Raw genomic sequence first — 14,158 nt, 5'->3', positions numbered from 1 at the left:
TATGGTAGCTCATTTTTTGCCGTTTTTCAATCGCCGCGCTACTTGCGATCTTGGCAAATCAGGTCTAAAATTAACTGTTGGCAGCGTTAGTATGCCCATTTATAAAGGAGTTAGATAGTCATGACACAAAACACGAAGCTGCGTCCGATTACGCCCGAGTTTGACCCTTGGGAAGCCTATATGGATGTTGACCAATACGGAGACATGCAGCTGACAAACGTTGAATTCACAACAACGACACTGTGCAATATGAGATGCGAGCATTGTGCTGTAGGCTATACATTGCAGCCTAAAGACCCGAATGCTCTGCCAATAGATCTTCTGTTAAAACGGCTGGAGGAAATCCCGCGCCTCAGATCCATCAGCATCACAGGCGGAGAGCCGATGCTTTCGTTGAAATCAGTAAAAGAATATGTTGTTCCTTTATTGAAATATGCCCATGAACGGGGTGTGCGGACACAAATTAATTCAAATCTGACCCTCGACATCGAGCGGTACGAATGGATCATTCCGTATCTCGATGTGCTACATATTTCACATAACTGGGGAACAGTTGAAGATTTTGCTGAAATCGGCTTTGCCATGATGGACAGAAAACCGACCTTCGAACAGCGCGCGCGCTATTTTGAAAAAATGATCGAAAACAGCCGCACGCTCGTGGATGCCGGAGTAATGGTATCTGCGGAAACGATGCTGAACAAACGAACACTTCCGCATATTGAGCATATTCACCGCCAAATCACAGAAGATATGAAATGTCAGCGTCACGAGGTCCACCCAATGTATCCAAGCGATTTCGCAAGCGCTCTTGAATCCCTCAGCCTGAAAGAGATGAGACAGGCCATTCACCGCTTGCTGGATATTCGTGATGAAAATACGTGGATGCTGTTCGGAACGCTGCCGTTTTATGCCTGCAGTCCGGACGAAGACGACCAAAAGCTGCTTCGCCGGCTTCGCGCGGCGAAAAACGTCACAGTGCGAAATGACCCTGACGGCCGATCCCGCCTGAATGTGAACATTTTCGACGGAAACATTATCGTGACCGATTTCGGTGATACCCCGCCGCTTGGCAACATTCAGACGGACAGCCTCCCTTCCGCCTATGAAAAGTGGAGAGAGACCAAGCTTGCGAAAGAACTGAGTTGCCACTGCCCGAATGTCCGGTGCCTCGGACCGAATGTTCTTGTCAAAAACAGTTATTATCAGGATACAGACTTCACAAAACGTCAAGCCAGGAGTTAGATGCGGATGAAAGAAACACTTACGGAGATTTTTCAAAATAAAATCGTCGATATTCTCCTCGTTGCCGTTATCCTTTGGATCGGTGTCTTTATCATCAACCGGCTGGTACAGCTATTTTTTAAACGGACGGACTTTATTGAAGAAAAAAAGGAAAAAACGATTGAAAGCCTTGTCCGTTCTGTCACCCAGTATACGGCAACAATTGGTTTTATCTTTTACGTTATTTCTTTATTTGTGCATGATTTCGGCAAGATATTGGCCGGGGCGGGCGTAGCAGGTATCGTGATCGGTTTTGGCGCCCAATCGCTGATCAAAGATGTGCTGGCTGGTGTATTCTTAATATATGAACGCCAGCTGCACAAAGGCGATTATGTCACCGTCAACAACTTGTTCAACGGGACAGTGGAGGAAATCGGCCTCCGCTCGCTGCAAATCCGGGAATGGAGCGGGAAGCTGCTCACCATCAGCAACGGCGAGGTCAGACAAATAGAGAACTATAATATTGATTTTATGCGGATTACCGAATCCTTTCTTATCAGCTTTAAAGAAGATCCGGACCGCGTGTACAGCGTGTTGGAAGAGGCATGTGACATGCTGAATGAAGAGCTTCGTGATTCATTGAAGCGGGATGAATTCGGCAATCCGACAGAACCGTTTCAAATCCACGGCATCACCGCATTGAATAAAATCAATCGCGGCGTCGAATTTACGGTTAAAGGCATGGTGAAAGATGATGATTATTTCAGTGCCAGCCTTGCAGTAAGACGGGTTCTCGTTCGCCAGCTCTACCAAAACAATGTGCAAATGCTTGAGGAAGCGGTCCGAATCGAGAGAACCCAATAAACAAAAAAACTGATTCCGAGTTGGAATCAGTTTTTTATTTATCTTGGCAGTGAGGAAAGCTGAAAGCCAAACGTGACATGATCTTGAACCGGAATCCACGCGCCGATTCCCTGTGACGTGACATTTTTCACGACGAGTTTTCGTTTATTTCCTTTCAGCACTAAGTACACTTCTCCGTAAGTCACTTTTCCTTTTTCATTCACAGCCGGTGCATATGCATGTAGATAACCGATTTTTTTAGGAGCGACTTTATAAATCTGATCCCGTTTTGTGCCAGCCCCGATGACCGTCTCAAATGCAAGCGGGAGGTTCGTTTTCTTCATTGCTTTTTGCATCATCATGCTTTTGACATCTTCAGCATTTGGAACTTTAGCTGTCAAGCCGCCCTTCACTCTGTACTGCTGTTCCTGGGCATAATGCATTTCAGCCGTTTCTTTCCCGCCGCGGTTATCCGCACGGTTTGTATTGATTTTTTTATATTCCCAGTTTGCGACTGTTTCATTTGATTCATAGCCGAGCGCCCATTTCCCGAGAAATATTGTCGCCCGGTACCCTACTGCAAGCGGTGTGCCGGATATGTTGGATTCATTCAGCATTTTGATGAGATGCGGATTTTCAATCTTTACCTCAGAATGATCGAGCAATTCCTTTGCCAGCTTGCTCGGCTGAAGCATTGGCTGATCCTGTGAAGCATTCGGATACGTGTTTTCCTTTGAAATGCTTGCGACAGAATTAGGAACCTTAAACTGCTTTTTCGCGTGGATGGGCTGAACGCCGAAAAAACTAAAGAATAACAACACAATAAGTGTGGAATGAAATAGCTTTTTCATCATATCACTCTTTCTATGGCATTTTCCCTTAGTCTTTTCATCCCGCTTTGTTGTTATCCATCATTTTTTCAGGTTAAAGAAGGAAAAAGCCGATCGCCATAATGACATATGCAGCAAGCAGTGTCGCCCCTTCAAACCAGTTGGAATCCCCGTCATTCGAAATCGCGATCATCAAGAGAACCGCTGATACCATCGCGACGAGCTCAGGCAATGTAAATACAAGCGGCATGCTTGTCGGAAAAAAGATAGAACAGATGACGAGAACCGGTGCGACAAACATAGCGATCTGCAGCGTAGAGCCTACTGCAATTTCAACAGCAATGTCCATTTTATTTTTGAAGGCCATAATAATCGCTGACGCATGCTCCGCCGCATTTCCTACAATCGCCACGATGATGACCCCAATAAACAGCTCGCTCCACCCGAACTGTTCAGCCACCGAGTGAAAGGTATGGACCAGGTTTTCGGATATGTATGCAACCACAATCGTTGCCGCAAACAAGACAATCGTCGCAACCTTCCCTGACCATTCTGGCTCTTCCTCTTCTTCAGTCTGAGCGGCATTATTCGGCTGATAAACGCCCCGATGCGTGACAAGTTTAAAGTACAGCGCCGCCACATATAACAGAATCATAATGATGCTGATGCCGATGCTTAAATTGAGCTTGCTGGCGTTTCCCATACCAACAGAGAATACCTCCGGAATCACAAAGGCGACAATGATGGCAAAAATCAGAAGCCCGGAGTTATGGCGGGCATCATGGATATTAAATTCCTGCCGCTTATATTTTAAACCGCCGACAAAAAACGATAGGCCCGCTACCAGCAACAGGTTCCCCAGCACTGAACCGGTTAAAGAGGCAAGCACGATTCCTGTCAGGCCTTCTTTTAATGCAAAAAGGGAAATAATCAGCTCCACCGCATTCCCGAAGGTTGCATTCAACAAACCGCCGATACGCGGTCCTGCAATGATGGACAGTGATTCTGTCGCCCTCCCCATATAGCTTGCAAGCGCGATAATCGTCACGCAATAAACTGCAAATAGAACCGCGGAAGGCCAATGCATCAAACTGCCAATCACAGAAAGCGGAACACCGGCCGCCACTAAAATAAAAAAGATACGATTCATGGTGAAATAGCTCCTTTTTTATGACTTGTTTTATTTTTATTCTTCACAAAAACCTTCATGATTACACGAGGGCAAATGTATAGCGTGATATAGGCTTTTTTCAGGTTGCCTGCTTTTGGAAAACGTTGTACGATCAACATAGATTCCATATAAGGAGAACTGACACGATGTCACGATTTCATTTCTTTATCCTTGTCTTGCTCGTTTCCATTTCCGGGTTTTCACAAGGCATGCTGCTGCCTGTCATTTCAATCATTTTTGAAACAAATGGAGAATCCGCTGCTATCAACGGCCTGCACGCGACCGGGCTGTATATCGGTGTGCTTTTGGCTTCGCCGTTTATGGAAGCACCGCTCAGAAAGCTCGGGTTCAAGCCGCTGATCGTCATGGGCGGAAGCATTGTCATTTTAAGCTTATTCGGATTTATTTGGCTTCAGTCAGTTTGGGTCTGGTTCCTGCTTCGCCTGTTCATTGGAATCGGCGACCACATGCTTCACTTTTCTACGCAAACGTGGGTGACCTCCATGTCATCAAAACAAAATCGCGGAAGAAACCTGTCTATTTATGGGCTTTCCTTTGGCCTTGGCTTTGCCGCAGGCCCGTTCATGGTGCCGCTTGTCAAGCTGAGTCCGTCGCTTCCTTTTATCGTGTCCGGCTGCATCAGTCTGTTTGCGTGGCTTTTTGTTTTCTTTCTACAAAATGCATACCCGGAAACCAGTCCTCATGAAACCAAATCAGACAATAGTTTCAGGCGATTTTATCAGGCCATGCTGTTTGGGTGGGTTGCCTTTATGCCTACATTTGGCTATGGCTTTCTGGAAACGGCGCTGAACGGAAGCTTTCCGGTGTACGCGCTCCGTTTGGGGATATCAGTAGACGCAGTAGCGATCATCCTTCCCGCATTTGCGATTGGAAGCATTATCTTTCAGTTTCCGCTCGGCATCCTCAGCGATAAATACGGCAGGCGGAATGTGCTGCTGGTGATTTTACTGACTGGGGCTCTTTGCTTTTTCATCGCCGGTGTATTTCCTTCGCCCTACGTGATCGGCGGCTGCTTTTTTATTGCAGGAATGGCAGTCGGATCAACCTTTACACTTGGCATCAGCTATATGACAGACCTTCTTCCGCCTCACCTCCTGCCGGCGGGAAACCTGCTTTGCGGCATTACATTCAGTCTCGGTAGCATCCTCGGCCCAGTTGCCGGCGGCTGGTATATGCAGACATTTGAAAGCGCAAACTTGTTCTACTTCATTACTCTCACGCTTAGCTCTGTGTGGCTGGCCCTTGTGCTGGGCAAACCGAAAAGCTGGTCACCGGCTGAAACCTATTCTTCATCTTCTTAATCAAAAAGCCTCCCGACATCATGTCAGGAGGCTTTTATGCTAATGGTAGCCGTTTTGTCCGTTGGCGCTTCCGCTTGTTTTATGGCTCGATTTGCTTTTCGAGTTTTGTTTGTTATGGCTTCCGCCTTTTTTCGTATGCTTGGTCATCACGATATCCCCCCGACTTCTTTTTGAACCGAAGTTCGTTTATAGGGTGCGCTAATGGTAGGGATTTTCATCAGGAAGCTTTTTACGTTTATGTAAAAGAGCGTTGATTTCTCCGCCTAGGATAATTAAAATGCCGCTCAAGTAAAACCAAATCATCAGAACGATGATTCCCCCGATGCTCCCGTAAGTGGCGCTATAGTTCGCAAACGTGCTGACGTAAAATGAAAACAATGTGCTGACAATGATCCAGCCGATAGTCGCAAAGACCGCACCCGGCATGACAAACCGGAGAGACAGCTTTTTGTTCGGCGCAATCACATACAGCGCGGAAAAAACAATCAAAAGCACAAGCGGGCTGACACCCCAGCGAATGGCGGCCCAGACGGATAAAAACAGATCCGACGCGCCGACAAAGTCAGAAGCGAGCCTTCCAATCTCCCGGCCAAATACCGGCAGAAGCAAAGCCACTAAAATCGTAAATACCATGGCAATCGTCAAAAAAATCGAGGTTAGACGAACAATGATAAAAGAGCGGTTTTCTTCCACATCATACGCGTGGTTCAGCGACCGGACGATCGCATTCATTCCATTAGACGCAGACCATAATGCGGCGATAATCCCGAATGACAGCAAACCGCCATTTCGATTATTTAAGGTTTGATGGGTAATGGATTCAACGAGTGACATCGCACTGGCGGGAGCATATTGTTCTATGACTCCTAAAACATCATCGGTAGAAAGCGGAAGATACGCGGTGAGCGTCAGCATAAAAATCAAAAACGGAAACAGTGACAATAGAAAAAAATACGCCAGCTCCGCTGATTTACTTTGTCCTTCATGAAGGGTGTATCTGCTGAAAAGCTCTTTCAAAAAACTCATGTCGTCTCACCTCGCATGTTTGATCATTTTTTTGAAAAATGCTCTTTCGTTTCTTGCACGAGTTCCATCACTTGCGGCGTTGTTTTCTTCAGCTCTTTCACCTGCTGGTTCACAAAGTCGACTTCCTTTGAAAGCGTTCGGGCGAGCTTTTTGGCCTCATCCACTTTTGTGATGACAGTGTTTTTTAACAGCTCTGGGTTGCTTTTGTACAGTGAAAGTTTATGCTTGCATGTCAGCCATCTCATCCCGCACGCCTGTCTTGTCGGCTTATGGAGCAGTGATAACGCCGCGCCTGCCGCAGCTCCGAGAAATATCCCTTTCAGCATTAAACGTTCGTTGTTCATGCAAATTCTCCTTTCACTCACAATTGTTTTTCTTTTTGAATGGATGCAAGCAACTGCTCACAGCCCGTTTTGATTAATTGGCAGACCTCTTCAAAGTTCCCTGTGTAGTAAGGATCGGGTACGTCAGCCAGATCTGAATCTTCAACATAGTCCAAGAGCCTTTTGATATGCGAGGTGTTTTTAAAACCCGCCATGCTTCTGAGACTTCCGATATTTTCTGCATCCATTGCAATGATGTAATCAAAATCGTCCAGATCCTGTTCGCTGACTTGACGCGCCAGCATGCCATCAAAGCTGATTCCTTCTCTGCGCAATATCTCCTGCGTTCCCTCATGCGGGGGGTTGCCGATGTGCCAGCCGCCAATACCGGCTGAGTCCGCCTTGATTTTCCCCTCTAATCCTTTTTTGGCTGCCAGGTCCCTAAAAATCGCTTCCGCCATCGGAGACCGGCAAATGTTACCTAAACAAACAAATAACACGCTTATCATGATGTGCAACCTCCCTATTCTTTGCCCCTATTTCTCTAAAAAGAAACCTTCATGAATATCTTAGTAGGATGTTCATTTTCTTTTCAACTGATGTCTTCACTTTTTTGGAATGAACAGCCTGCTTTTAGAATAGGGTTTTTTTCTGATGGAATTCTGTTAGAATAAAACATACCTATATTGCGCATAGAAAGGATGGAACCCTTTGTCCAGCCCAAATACAGAAACATTAACTCAAATGATTGAAGAGATTTCCCAAAAGCTGAACATGCTGAACGTCGGCGTAATCAAAGCGGAGGATTTCAGTGATGAGAAGATTGAAGACCTCACGTACCTTCACAGAATGGTGATGAAAAAAGAATCATTCAGCCCAAGTGAAATGCAGGCGATTGCTCAAGAATTAGCCTCGCTTCGTAAATAATGGAGACTGGCCGGAAACTCGGCGAGTCTTTTTTATCATTTCCCCAAACCAAAACAGCAAAGTGTTCGAATAAGATTTGAAGGAGTACAAGCATGCAAACGACATCTATCAAAACAGCATCCGGAATGTATATCAACTACTTCTTTCTGGGGATGGTCAACATCATTCTCGCATCCAATATGTCTTCATTAACAAAACAGTGGAATACCGATCCGACCGGCATCAGTTATGTCATTGCCGCTATCGGGTTTGGCAAACTGCTGACATACGGCATTTCCGGCGTTCTATCAGATAAAATCGGCAGAAAGCCGCTTGTTGTCGCTTCTGCGGGAATTATGGCCGTCTTTTTAGTCGGTATTCCTTTATCACCGAGCTATGAGCTGGCGTTTGTGTTCGCTTTATTAGCCGGAGTCGCTAATTCAGCCATGGATGCCGGAACATATCCGGCCCTAACCGAGCTCTTTCCGTCTGCTTCCGGTTCGGCAAATGTCTTGGTTAAAGCCTTTATGTCTGTGGGGGCCGCACTTTTGCCGCTTTTGATCACATTTTTAGCAGACCACAGCATGTTTTACGGATTTGCTTTTTATCTGCCGGCAGCGGTCTATCTCCTGAATATTATTTATTTATCAACGCTTTCGTTTCCTAAAAAACATAAGAAACCAACTAATAGCGGCCAACAGGAATCTCCCGTTTTCTTGTCTGAACCCGTTTTTCAGAAGGAAGGCACCGCACTGATTATCATCGGTTTTACATCCACGGCTTTATTTACGGTTTCTCAAATCTGGCTCCCGAGCTACGCGCAAAAGGCAGCCGGTTTAGCTGAATCAGCATCTGTACAATTGCTGAGCTATTATAGTATAGGATCTCTGGCATCTGTTTTATTATTAGCCGTTTTGCTGAATAGATGGGTCAAACCTGTCTTCATAACGCTCTTATATCCTATTATTACTTTATGTACGCTCGCAGTCATGCTGACCGTTCATATCCCAGTTGTGCTGGACATCACTGCCTTTTTCTTAGGCTTTTCAACTGCGGGTGTGTTTCAAATTACCATTACGTTAATGACAGAGCTTTTCTGGAAGCGAAAAGGAACCGTTACCGGAATTGTAGCGACTGCTTCAAGTCTTGCATCGATTCTGCTGCCGATTGCAACAGGGCTTATCGCAAAAGCGGGGGGCATCGCCCATATTTTCATATTCGACTTCGGCATTGCGGTCATCGGAACGGCTGCAGCTGCTTTCTTGTATTACAGGTACAAGAAACTGACAGGTGCTCAAGCCTAAGCAACAAAAAAACGGACGCCCAAGAGCGTCCGTTTTTTCTTATTTCTCAAGCAATGCCAATGACTCGCGGTTAAATGCCGGTATATCGTCCGGTGTGCGGCTAGTGACCAATTGATCCTGGCAAACAACCACTTCCTTGTCCACAACGTCGGCACCGGCGTTTTCCATGTCAACACGAATGGACGTATAGCCCGTCGCTTTTCGGCCGTCGAGCGCTTTCGCATTGATTAAAAGCTGCGGGCCGTGGCAAATGGCAAATACCGGCTTTTTGTCAGTCATAAACGCTTTTGTAAATTGGACGAAACGATCGTCAGCGCGAAGCTGGTCTGGTGAAAATCCTCCAGGAATCAAAAGCGCATCAAAGTCTGAAGAATTTACGTCGTCAATGGACGCGTCAACCGTCACTTCCGCTGTTCCCTGCTTGCCTTTTACTGTTTTTCCTTTTTCTTTTTCGATGACAGTCAGTTCATGTCCCGCTTCTTTAAAGGCTTTCGCAGGCTCAGTGTACTCGCTGTCCTCAAAATAATATGTTAAAACAACTGCAATTTTTTTCCCCATGATTCATAACCTCCCGCTTTATATGTCTACATAAAACACTCTACCCCAGCCACACTAAAATAAACATTCCGCGATTGTGACAAACGATAAGCATAAATGCCCAGTATTTGTCGTTTGATACTGCTACATAATACTCATTTTTCTCCCTTTTACAATAATCATAAAGAAACACCTACAAATAGTTACAAAATATTCTTACAATAGGAGCTGTAACACAAATTTCGTTGAAAGGTGGAGAACTGGTGAGAATACAGAAAAGACGAACACACGTCGAAAACATTCTCCGTATTCTTTTGCCCCCAATTATGATACTTAGCCTAATCCTCCCAACACCACCCATTCATGCAGAAGAAAGCGCGGCTCCTCAGGTGCATCTGAGTATTTTGGCTACGACTGATATTCATGCCAACATGATGGATTACGATTACTACAGCGACAAAGAAACGGCGGATTTCGGTCTGGCGAGAACAGCGCAATTGATCCAAAAGCACCGCGAGCAAAACCCTAACACCCTGCTTGTGGATAACGGCGACTTGATTCAAGGGAATCCGCTGGGTGAATACGCGGTGAAATATCAAAAAGACGACATTATCTCCGGCACGAAAACCCATCCGATTATCAGCGTCATGAATGCGCTGAAATACGACGCCGGAACGCTTGGCAATCATGAATTCAACTACGGGCTCGACTTTCTCGACGGCACAATCAAAGGAGCCGATTTCCCGATTGTAAATGCCAACGTCAAAACAACTAGCGGCGAAAACCGTTATACGCCGTATGTGATTAATGAAAAAACCCTCATTGATGAAAACGGTAATGAGCAGAAAGTAAAAGTCGGCTACATAGGCTTTGTCCCGCCGCAAATCATGACATGGGACAAAAAGAATCTCGAGGGGCAAGTTCAGGTGCAGGATATCGTAGAATCCGCCAATGAAACGATCCCGAAAATGAAGGCGGAAGGCGCAGATGTCATTATTGCCCTCGCCCACACCGGCATTGAAAAGCAGGCGCAATCATCAGGCGCAGAAAACGCCGTGTTTGACCTTGCCACCAAAACGAAAGGCATTGACGCGATTATCTCGGGCCATCAGCACGGACTCTTTCCTTCCGCCGAGTATGCGGGTGTTGCTCAGTTCAATGTGGAAAAGGGAACAATTAACGGCATTCCTGTCGTCATGCCAAGCAGCTGGGGCAAATATTTAGGCGTGATTGACCTCAAGCTTGAAAAGGCGGACGGCTCATGGAAGGTAGCAGATTCCAAAGGAAGTATTGAATCTATTGCTGGCAACGTCACATCAAGAAACGAAACCGTTACAAACACCATTCAGCAAACACACCAAAACACACTGGAGTATGTCCGAAAGCCAGTCGGCAAAACCGAAGCAGATATTAACAGCTTCTTTGCACAGGTCAAAGATGATCCTTCCATTCAGATCGTGACTGACGCGCAAAAGTGGTACGCTGAAAAAGAAATGAAGGATACCGAGTACAAGAACCTGCCGATTTTATCCGCTGGAGCGCCGTTTAAAGCAGGCGGCAGAAACGGAGCCAATTACTATACAAACATTCCAGCCGGAGATCTTGCGATTAAAAATGTCGGTGACTTGTATCTTTACGATAATACTGTTCAAATCGTCAAGCTGACAGGCAGCGAGGTCAAGGACTGGCTGGAGATGTCAGCAGGCCAATTCAATCAAATTGATCCAGCTAAAGGCGGCGACCAGGCCTTGCTGAACGAGAATTTCCGCTCCTATAATTTTGACGTGATTGACGGTGTCACATATCAGGTCGATGTGACAAAACCGGCTAAATACAATGAGAACGGAAAAGTGATCAATGCGGATTCATCCCGTATCATCAATCTTTCCTATGAAGGCAAGCCGATCAGCCCAAGCCAGGAATTTCTCGTAGTCACCAATAACTATCGTGCGTCCGGAGGCGGCGGGTTCCCTCATCTGACGAGCGATAAAATTGTCCACGGCTCTGCAGTTGAAAATAGGCAGGTGCTGATGGATTACATTATTGAACAAAAAACAGTCAATCCAAAAGCAGACAACAACTGGTCAATCGCGCCTGTTTCCGGCACGAATCTGACGTTTGAATCCTCGCTTTTGGCCAAGCCATTTGCCGATAAAGCAGACGATGTCGCTTATGTAGGCAAGTCTGCGAATGAAGGCTATGGTGTGTATAAGCTGCAATTCGATGATGATTCAAATCCAGATCCTCCTAAAGACGGACTGTGGGATCTGACCGTCATGCACACCAATGATACGCACGCCCATCTCGATGATGCAGCGAGACGAATGACGAAAATCAACGAAGTACGCAGCGAAACAAATCACAATATTCTCCTTGATGCGGGAGATGTGTTTTCCGGCGATCTGTATTTTACTAAATGGAACGGTTTGGCCGATCTGAAAATGATGAACATGATGGGCTATGACGCCATGACCTTCGGAAACCATGAATTTGACAAAGGCCCGACGGTGCTTTCTGATTTTCTAAGCGGAAACAGCGCAACCGTTGATCCGGCGAACCGCTATCACTTTGAAGCGCCGGAATTTCCGATTGTCAGTGCAAACGTAGATGTGTCAAATGAGCCCAAGCTGAAATCATTTGTCAAAAAGCCGCAAACCTTTACGGCAGGTGAAAAGAAAGAGGCCGGCATTCACCCTTACATTCTGTTAGACGTTGACGGGGAGAAAGTCGCCGTATTCGGCCTGACAACAGAAGATACAGCCACCACATCAAGCCCGGGCAAAAGCATCGTATTCAATGATGCCTTTGAAACAGCACAAAACACCGTCAAAGCGATTCAAGAAGAAGAAAAGGTAAATAAAATTATTGCTTTAACCCACATCGGACATAACCGGGATCTTGAGCTAGCCAAAAAAGTAAAAGGCATTGATTTGATCATCGGCGGACACACTCACACCCTCGTAGACAAAATGGAGGTCGTGAACAACGAAGAACCGACGATCGTGGCGCAGGCAAAAGAATACGGCCAATTCTTGGGGCGCGTTGATGTCGCGTTTGATGAAAAAGGCGTTGTGCAAACAGATAAATCAAATCTGAGCGTGCTGCCAATTGATGAACATACAGAAGAAAACCCAGAAGCAAAACAAGAGCTCGATCAGTTCAAAAATGAATTAGAGGACGTGAAAAATGAAAAAGTCGGCTACACGGATGTGGCGCTTGACGGCCAGCGTGAGCATGTGCGCACGAAAGAAACGAATCTCGGAAACTTCATCGCGGACGGTATGCTGGCAAAAGCGAAAGAAGCAGCCGGCGCCAGAATAGCGATAACAAATGGCGGCGGCATCAGAGCAGGCATTGACAAAGGTGATATCACACTCGGCGAGGTGCTCAACGTGATGCCGTTCGGCAATACGCTTTACGTGGCCGATTTAACCGGAAAACAAATTAAAGAAGCCCTTGAACAAGGCCTAAGCAATGTGGAAAATGGCGGCGGCGCTTTCCCTCAGGTGGCCGGAATCGAATATACCTTTACATTAAACAACAAACCTGGACACCGTGTGTTAGAAGTGAAAATTGAATCGCCTAACGGAGACAAAGTTGCTATAAATACGGATGATACCTACCGCGTGGCAACAAATAATTTTGTCGGTGCCGGAGGAGACGGATATTCTGTCTTTACAGAAGCCTCCCATGGTGAAGACCTTGGCTACGTTGATTATGAGATTTTCACCGAACAGCTGAAAAAACTAGGAAACAAGGTCTCTCCTAAAGTTGAAGGACGAATCAAAGAAGTATTCCTGCCGACAAAGCAGAAGGACGGCAGCTGGACACTTGATGAAGACAAATTTGCGATTTATGCTAAAAATGCCAACACGCCATTTGTCTATTATGGAATACATGAAGGATCTCAAGAGAAGCCTATCAATCTTAAAGTGAAAAAAGATCAGGTCAAACTTTTGAAAGAAAGAGAGTCAGATCCTTCATTGACGATGTTCAACTACTGGTACAGCATGAAGATGCCAATGGCGAACCTTAAAACCGCAGACACTGCAATCGGAATCAAGTCTACGGGAGAATTGGATGTGTCACTGTCAGATGTATATGACTTTACAGTGAAGCAAAAAGGAAAAGAAATAAAATCATTCAAGGAGCCCGTACAGCTTTCGCTTCGCATGTTTGATATTGAAGAAGCCCATAACCCTGCCATTTATCACGTCGATAGAAAAAAGAAAGCTTTCACAAAGACAGGTCACGGATCAGTCGATGATGATATGGTGACAGGATATACAAACCACTTCAGCGAATACACGATCTTAAATTCCGGTTCAAACAACAAACCGCCGGCATTCCCGTCAGATCAACCGACAGGCGGTGATGACGGCAATCATGGCGGAGGCTCCGACAAACCAGGCGGAAAACAGCCAACTGACGGAAACGGAGGAAATGATACGCCTCCCGGCACTCAACCGACTAACGGCTCTGGTGGAAACGGTTCGGGCGGATCAGGAACAGACGGTCCGGCTGGCGGCCTGCTTCCGGACACAGCCACATCCATGTACTCGATCCTGTTGGCCGGATTTCTGATCAGCGCACTCGGAACGGCAATGTACTTACATCAGAGGAGAAAACAGAATAGAGCGAATCAGGCATAAAAAAGAGCTGCTCGCTATGCGAG

At 46.1% G+C, this 14,158-nt stretch carries 12 protein-coding genes; 6 read left to right on the top strand and 6 right to left on the bottom strand.

Features of this window, described 5'->3' with window-relative positions:
• Positions 1-120 precede the first annotated feature (120 nt).
• Positions 121-1,242 carry a putative Fe-S oxidoreductase, radical SAM superfamily gene (gene yfkA / locus BSU_07955; RefSeq protein ID NP_388677.2) on the top strand — a complete coding sequence of 374 codons (1,122 nt, stop codon included), beginning with the start codon at positions 121-123 and terminating at the stop codon, positions 1,240-1,242.
• Complete coding sequence (gene mscC / locus BSU_07940; RefSeq protein NP_388675.1) at positions 1,243-2,085, top strand: mechanosensitive ion channel; 843 nt, start codon at positions 1,243-1,245, stop codon at positions 2,083-2,085.
• A 38-nt stretch (positions 2,086-2,123) separates the two neighbouring features.
• Here the strand turns inward: mscC and yfkD are convergent, their stop codons facing one another.
• Both yfkD and chaA read right to left on the bottom strand, forming a co-directional pair.
• The gene (gene yfkD, locus BSU_07930) at positions 2,124-2,918 is read right to left on the bottom strand and encodes a hypothetical protein (protein NP_388674.1); all 795 of its coding nucleotides are present in this window, start codon (positions 2,916-2,918) and stop codon (positions 2,124-2,126) included.
• Between the two features lie 70 nt (positions 2,919-2,988).
• On the bottom strand, positions 2,989-4,044 hold the full coding sequence (gene chaA, locus BSU_07920) for a H+/Ca2+ antiporter (protein NP_388673.1): 1,056 nt from the start codon (positions 4,042-4,044) through the stop codon (positions 2,989-2,991).
• Positions 4,045-4,211: 167 nt separating this feature from the next.
• Here chaA and yfkF point away from each other — a divergent pair, with 167 nt between their 5' ends.
• Positions 4,212-5,387 (top strand): putative efflux transporter, encoded by a 1,176-nt coding sequence (yfkF, locus tag BSU_07910; RefSeq protein ID NP_388672.1) that lies wholly within the window; start codon positions 4,212-4,214, stop codon positions 5,385-5,387.
• Positions 5,388-5,585: 198 nt separating this feature from the next.
• Here the strand turns inward: yfkF and rbn are convergent, their stop codons facing one another.
• Genes rbn through yfkJ form a run of 3 tightly spaced genes read right to left on the bottom strand, consistent with a single transcriptional unit; the run spans position 5,586 to position 7,245 of the window.
• Positions 5,586-6,413 carry a putative ribonuclease BN gene (gene rbn, locus BSU_07900; protein ID NP_388671.1) on the bottom strand — a complete coding sequence of 276 codons (828 nt, stop codon included), beginning with the start codon at positions 6,411-6,413 and terminating at the stop codon, positions 5,586-5,588.
• A 23-nt stretch (positions 6,414-6,436) separates the two neighbouring features.
• Positions 6,437-6,757: a hypothetical protein gene (gene yfkI, locus BSU_07890; RefSeq protein ID NP_388670.1), complete on the bottom strand. Its 321-nt coding sequence runs from the start codon at positions 6,755-6,757 to the stop codon at positions 6,437-6,439.
• Between the two features lie 17 nt (positions 6,758-6,774).
• On the bottom strand, positions 6,775-7,245 hold the full coding sequence (yfkJ, locus tag BSU_07880) for a protein-tyrosine-phosphatase (RefSeq protein ID NP_388669.1): 471 nt from the start codon (positions 7,243-7,245) through the stop codon (positions 6,775-6,777).
• 202 nt (positions 7,246-7,447) lie between these two features.
• On the opposite strand from yfkJ, the gene yfkK reads away from it, so the two are divergent.
• Both yfkK and yfkL read left to right on the top strand, forming a co-directional pair.
• Complete coding sequence (gene yfkK / locus BSU_07870; protein ID NP_388668.1) at positions 7,448-7,663, top strand: hypothetical protein; 216 nt, start codon at positions 7,448-7,450, stop codon at positions 7,661-7,663.
• Between the two features lie 92 nt (positions 7,664-7,755).
• On the top strand, positions 7,756-8,946 hold the full coding sequence (yfkL, locus tag BSU_07860) for an efflux transporter (protein ID NP_388667.1): 1,191 nt from the start codon (positions 7,756-7,758) through the stop codon (positions 8,944-8,946).
• A 39-nt stretch (positions 8,947-8,985) separates the two neighbouring features.
• Here yfkL and sufLB read toward each other — a convergent pair whose 3' ends face one another.
• Positions 8,986-9,504 (bottom strand): general stress protein 18; deglycase, encoded by a 519-nt coding sequence (gene sufLB / locus BSU_07850; RefSeq protein ID NP_388666.1) that lies wholly within the window; start codon positions 9,502-9,504, stop codon positions 8,986-8,988.
• Positions 9,505-9,746: 242 nt separating this feature from the next.
• Here sufLB and yfkN point away from each other — a divergent pair, with 242 nt between their 5' ends.
• Positions 9,747-14,135, top strand: a complete 4,389-nt coding sequence (gene yfkN, locus BSU_07840) for an exported 2',3'-cyclic-nucleotide 2'-phosphodiesterase, 2' (or 3') nucleotidase and 5' nucleotidase (protein ID NP_388665.1) — start codon at positions 9,747-9,749, stop codon at positions 14,133-14,135.
• Positions 14,136-14,158: the final 23 nt, after the last annotated feature.

Origin of the sequence: Bacillus subtilis subsp. subtilis str. 168, from assembly GCF_000009045.1 — a bacterium.
Taxonomy (GTDB): domain Bacteria; phylum Bacillota; class Bacilli; order Bacillales; family Bacillaceae; genus Bacillus; species Bacillus subtilis.
The sequence above is the reverse complement of the archived record's forward strand: the minus strand, read 5'-3'. Positions and strand labels throughout refer to the sequence as shown.

What these genes read in the sequence shown, in the direction of transcription:
- sufLB (NP_388666.1), bottom strand. Translation starts at nt 9,504, where the DNA reads ATGGGGAAAAAAATTGCAGTTGTTTTAACATATTATTTTGAGGACAGC.
- yfkJ (NP_388669.1), bottom strand. Translation starts at nt 7,245, where the DNA reads ATGATAAGCGTGTTATTTGTTTGTTTAGGTAACATTTGCCGGTCTCCG.
- yfkA (NP_388677.2), top strand. Translation starts at nt 121, where the DNA reads ATGACACAAAACACGAAGCTGCGTCCGATTACGCCCGAGTTTGACCCT.
- yfkD (NP_388674.1), bottom strand. Translation starts at nt 2,918, where the DNA reads ATGATGAAAAAGCTATTTCATTCCACACTTATTGTGTTGTTATTCTTT.
- chaA (NP_388673.1), bottom strand. Translation starts at nt 4,044, where the DNA reads ATGAATCGTATCTTTTTTATTTTAGTGGCGGCCGGTGTTCCGCTTTCT.
- yfkI (NP_388670.1), bottom strand. Translation starts at nt 6,757, where the DNA reads ATGAACAACGAACGTTTAATGCTGAAAGGGATATTTCTCGGAGCTGCG.
- yfkF (NP_388672.1), top strand. Translation starts at nt 4,212, where the DNA reads ATGTCACGATTTCATTTCTTTATCCTTGTCTTGCTCGTTTCCATTTCC.
- rbn (NP_388671.1), bottom strand. Translation starts at nt 6,413, where the DNA reads ATGAGTTTTTTGAAAGAGCTTTTCAGCAGATACACCCTTCATGAAGGA.
- yfkL (NP_388667.1), top strand. Translation starts at nt 7,756, where the DNA reads ATGCAAACGACATCTATCAAAACAGCATCCGGAATGTATATCAACTAC.
- mscC (NP_388675.1), top strand. Translation starts at nt 1,243, where the DNA reads ATGCGGATGAAAGAAACACTTACGGAGATTTTTCAAAATAAAATCGTC.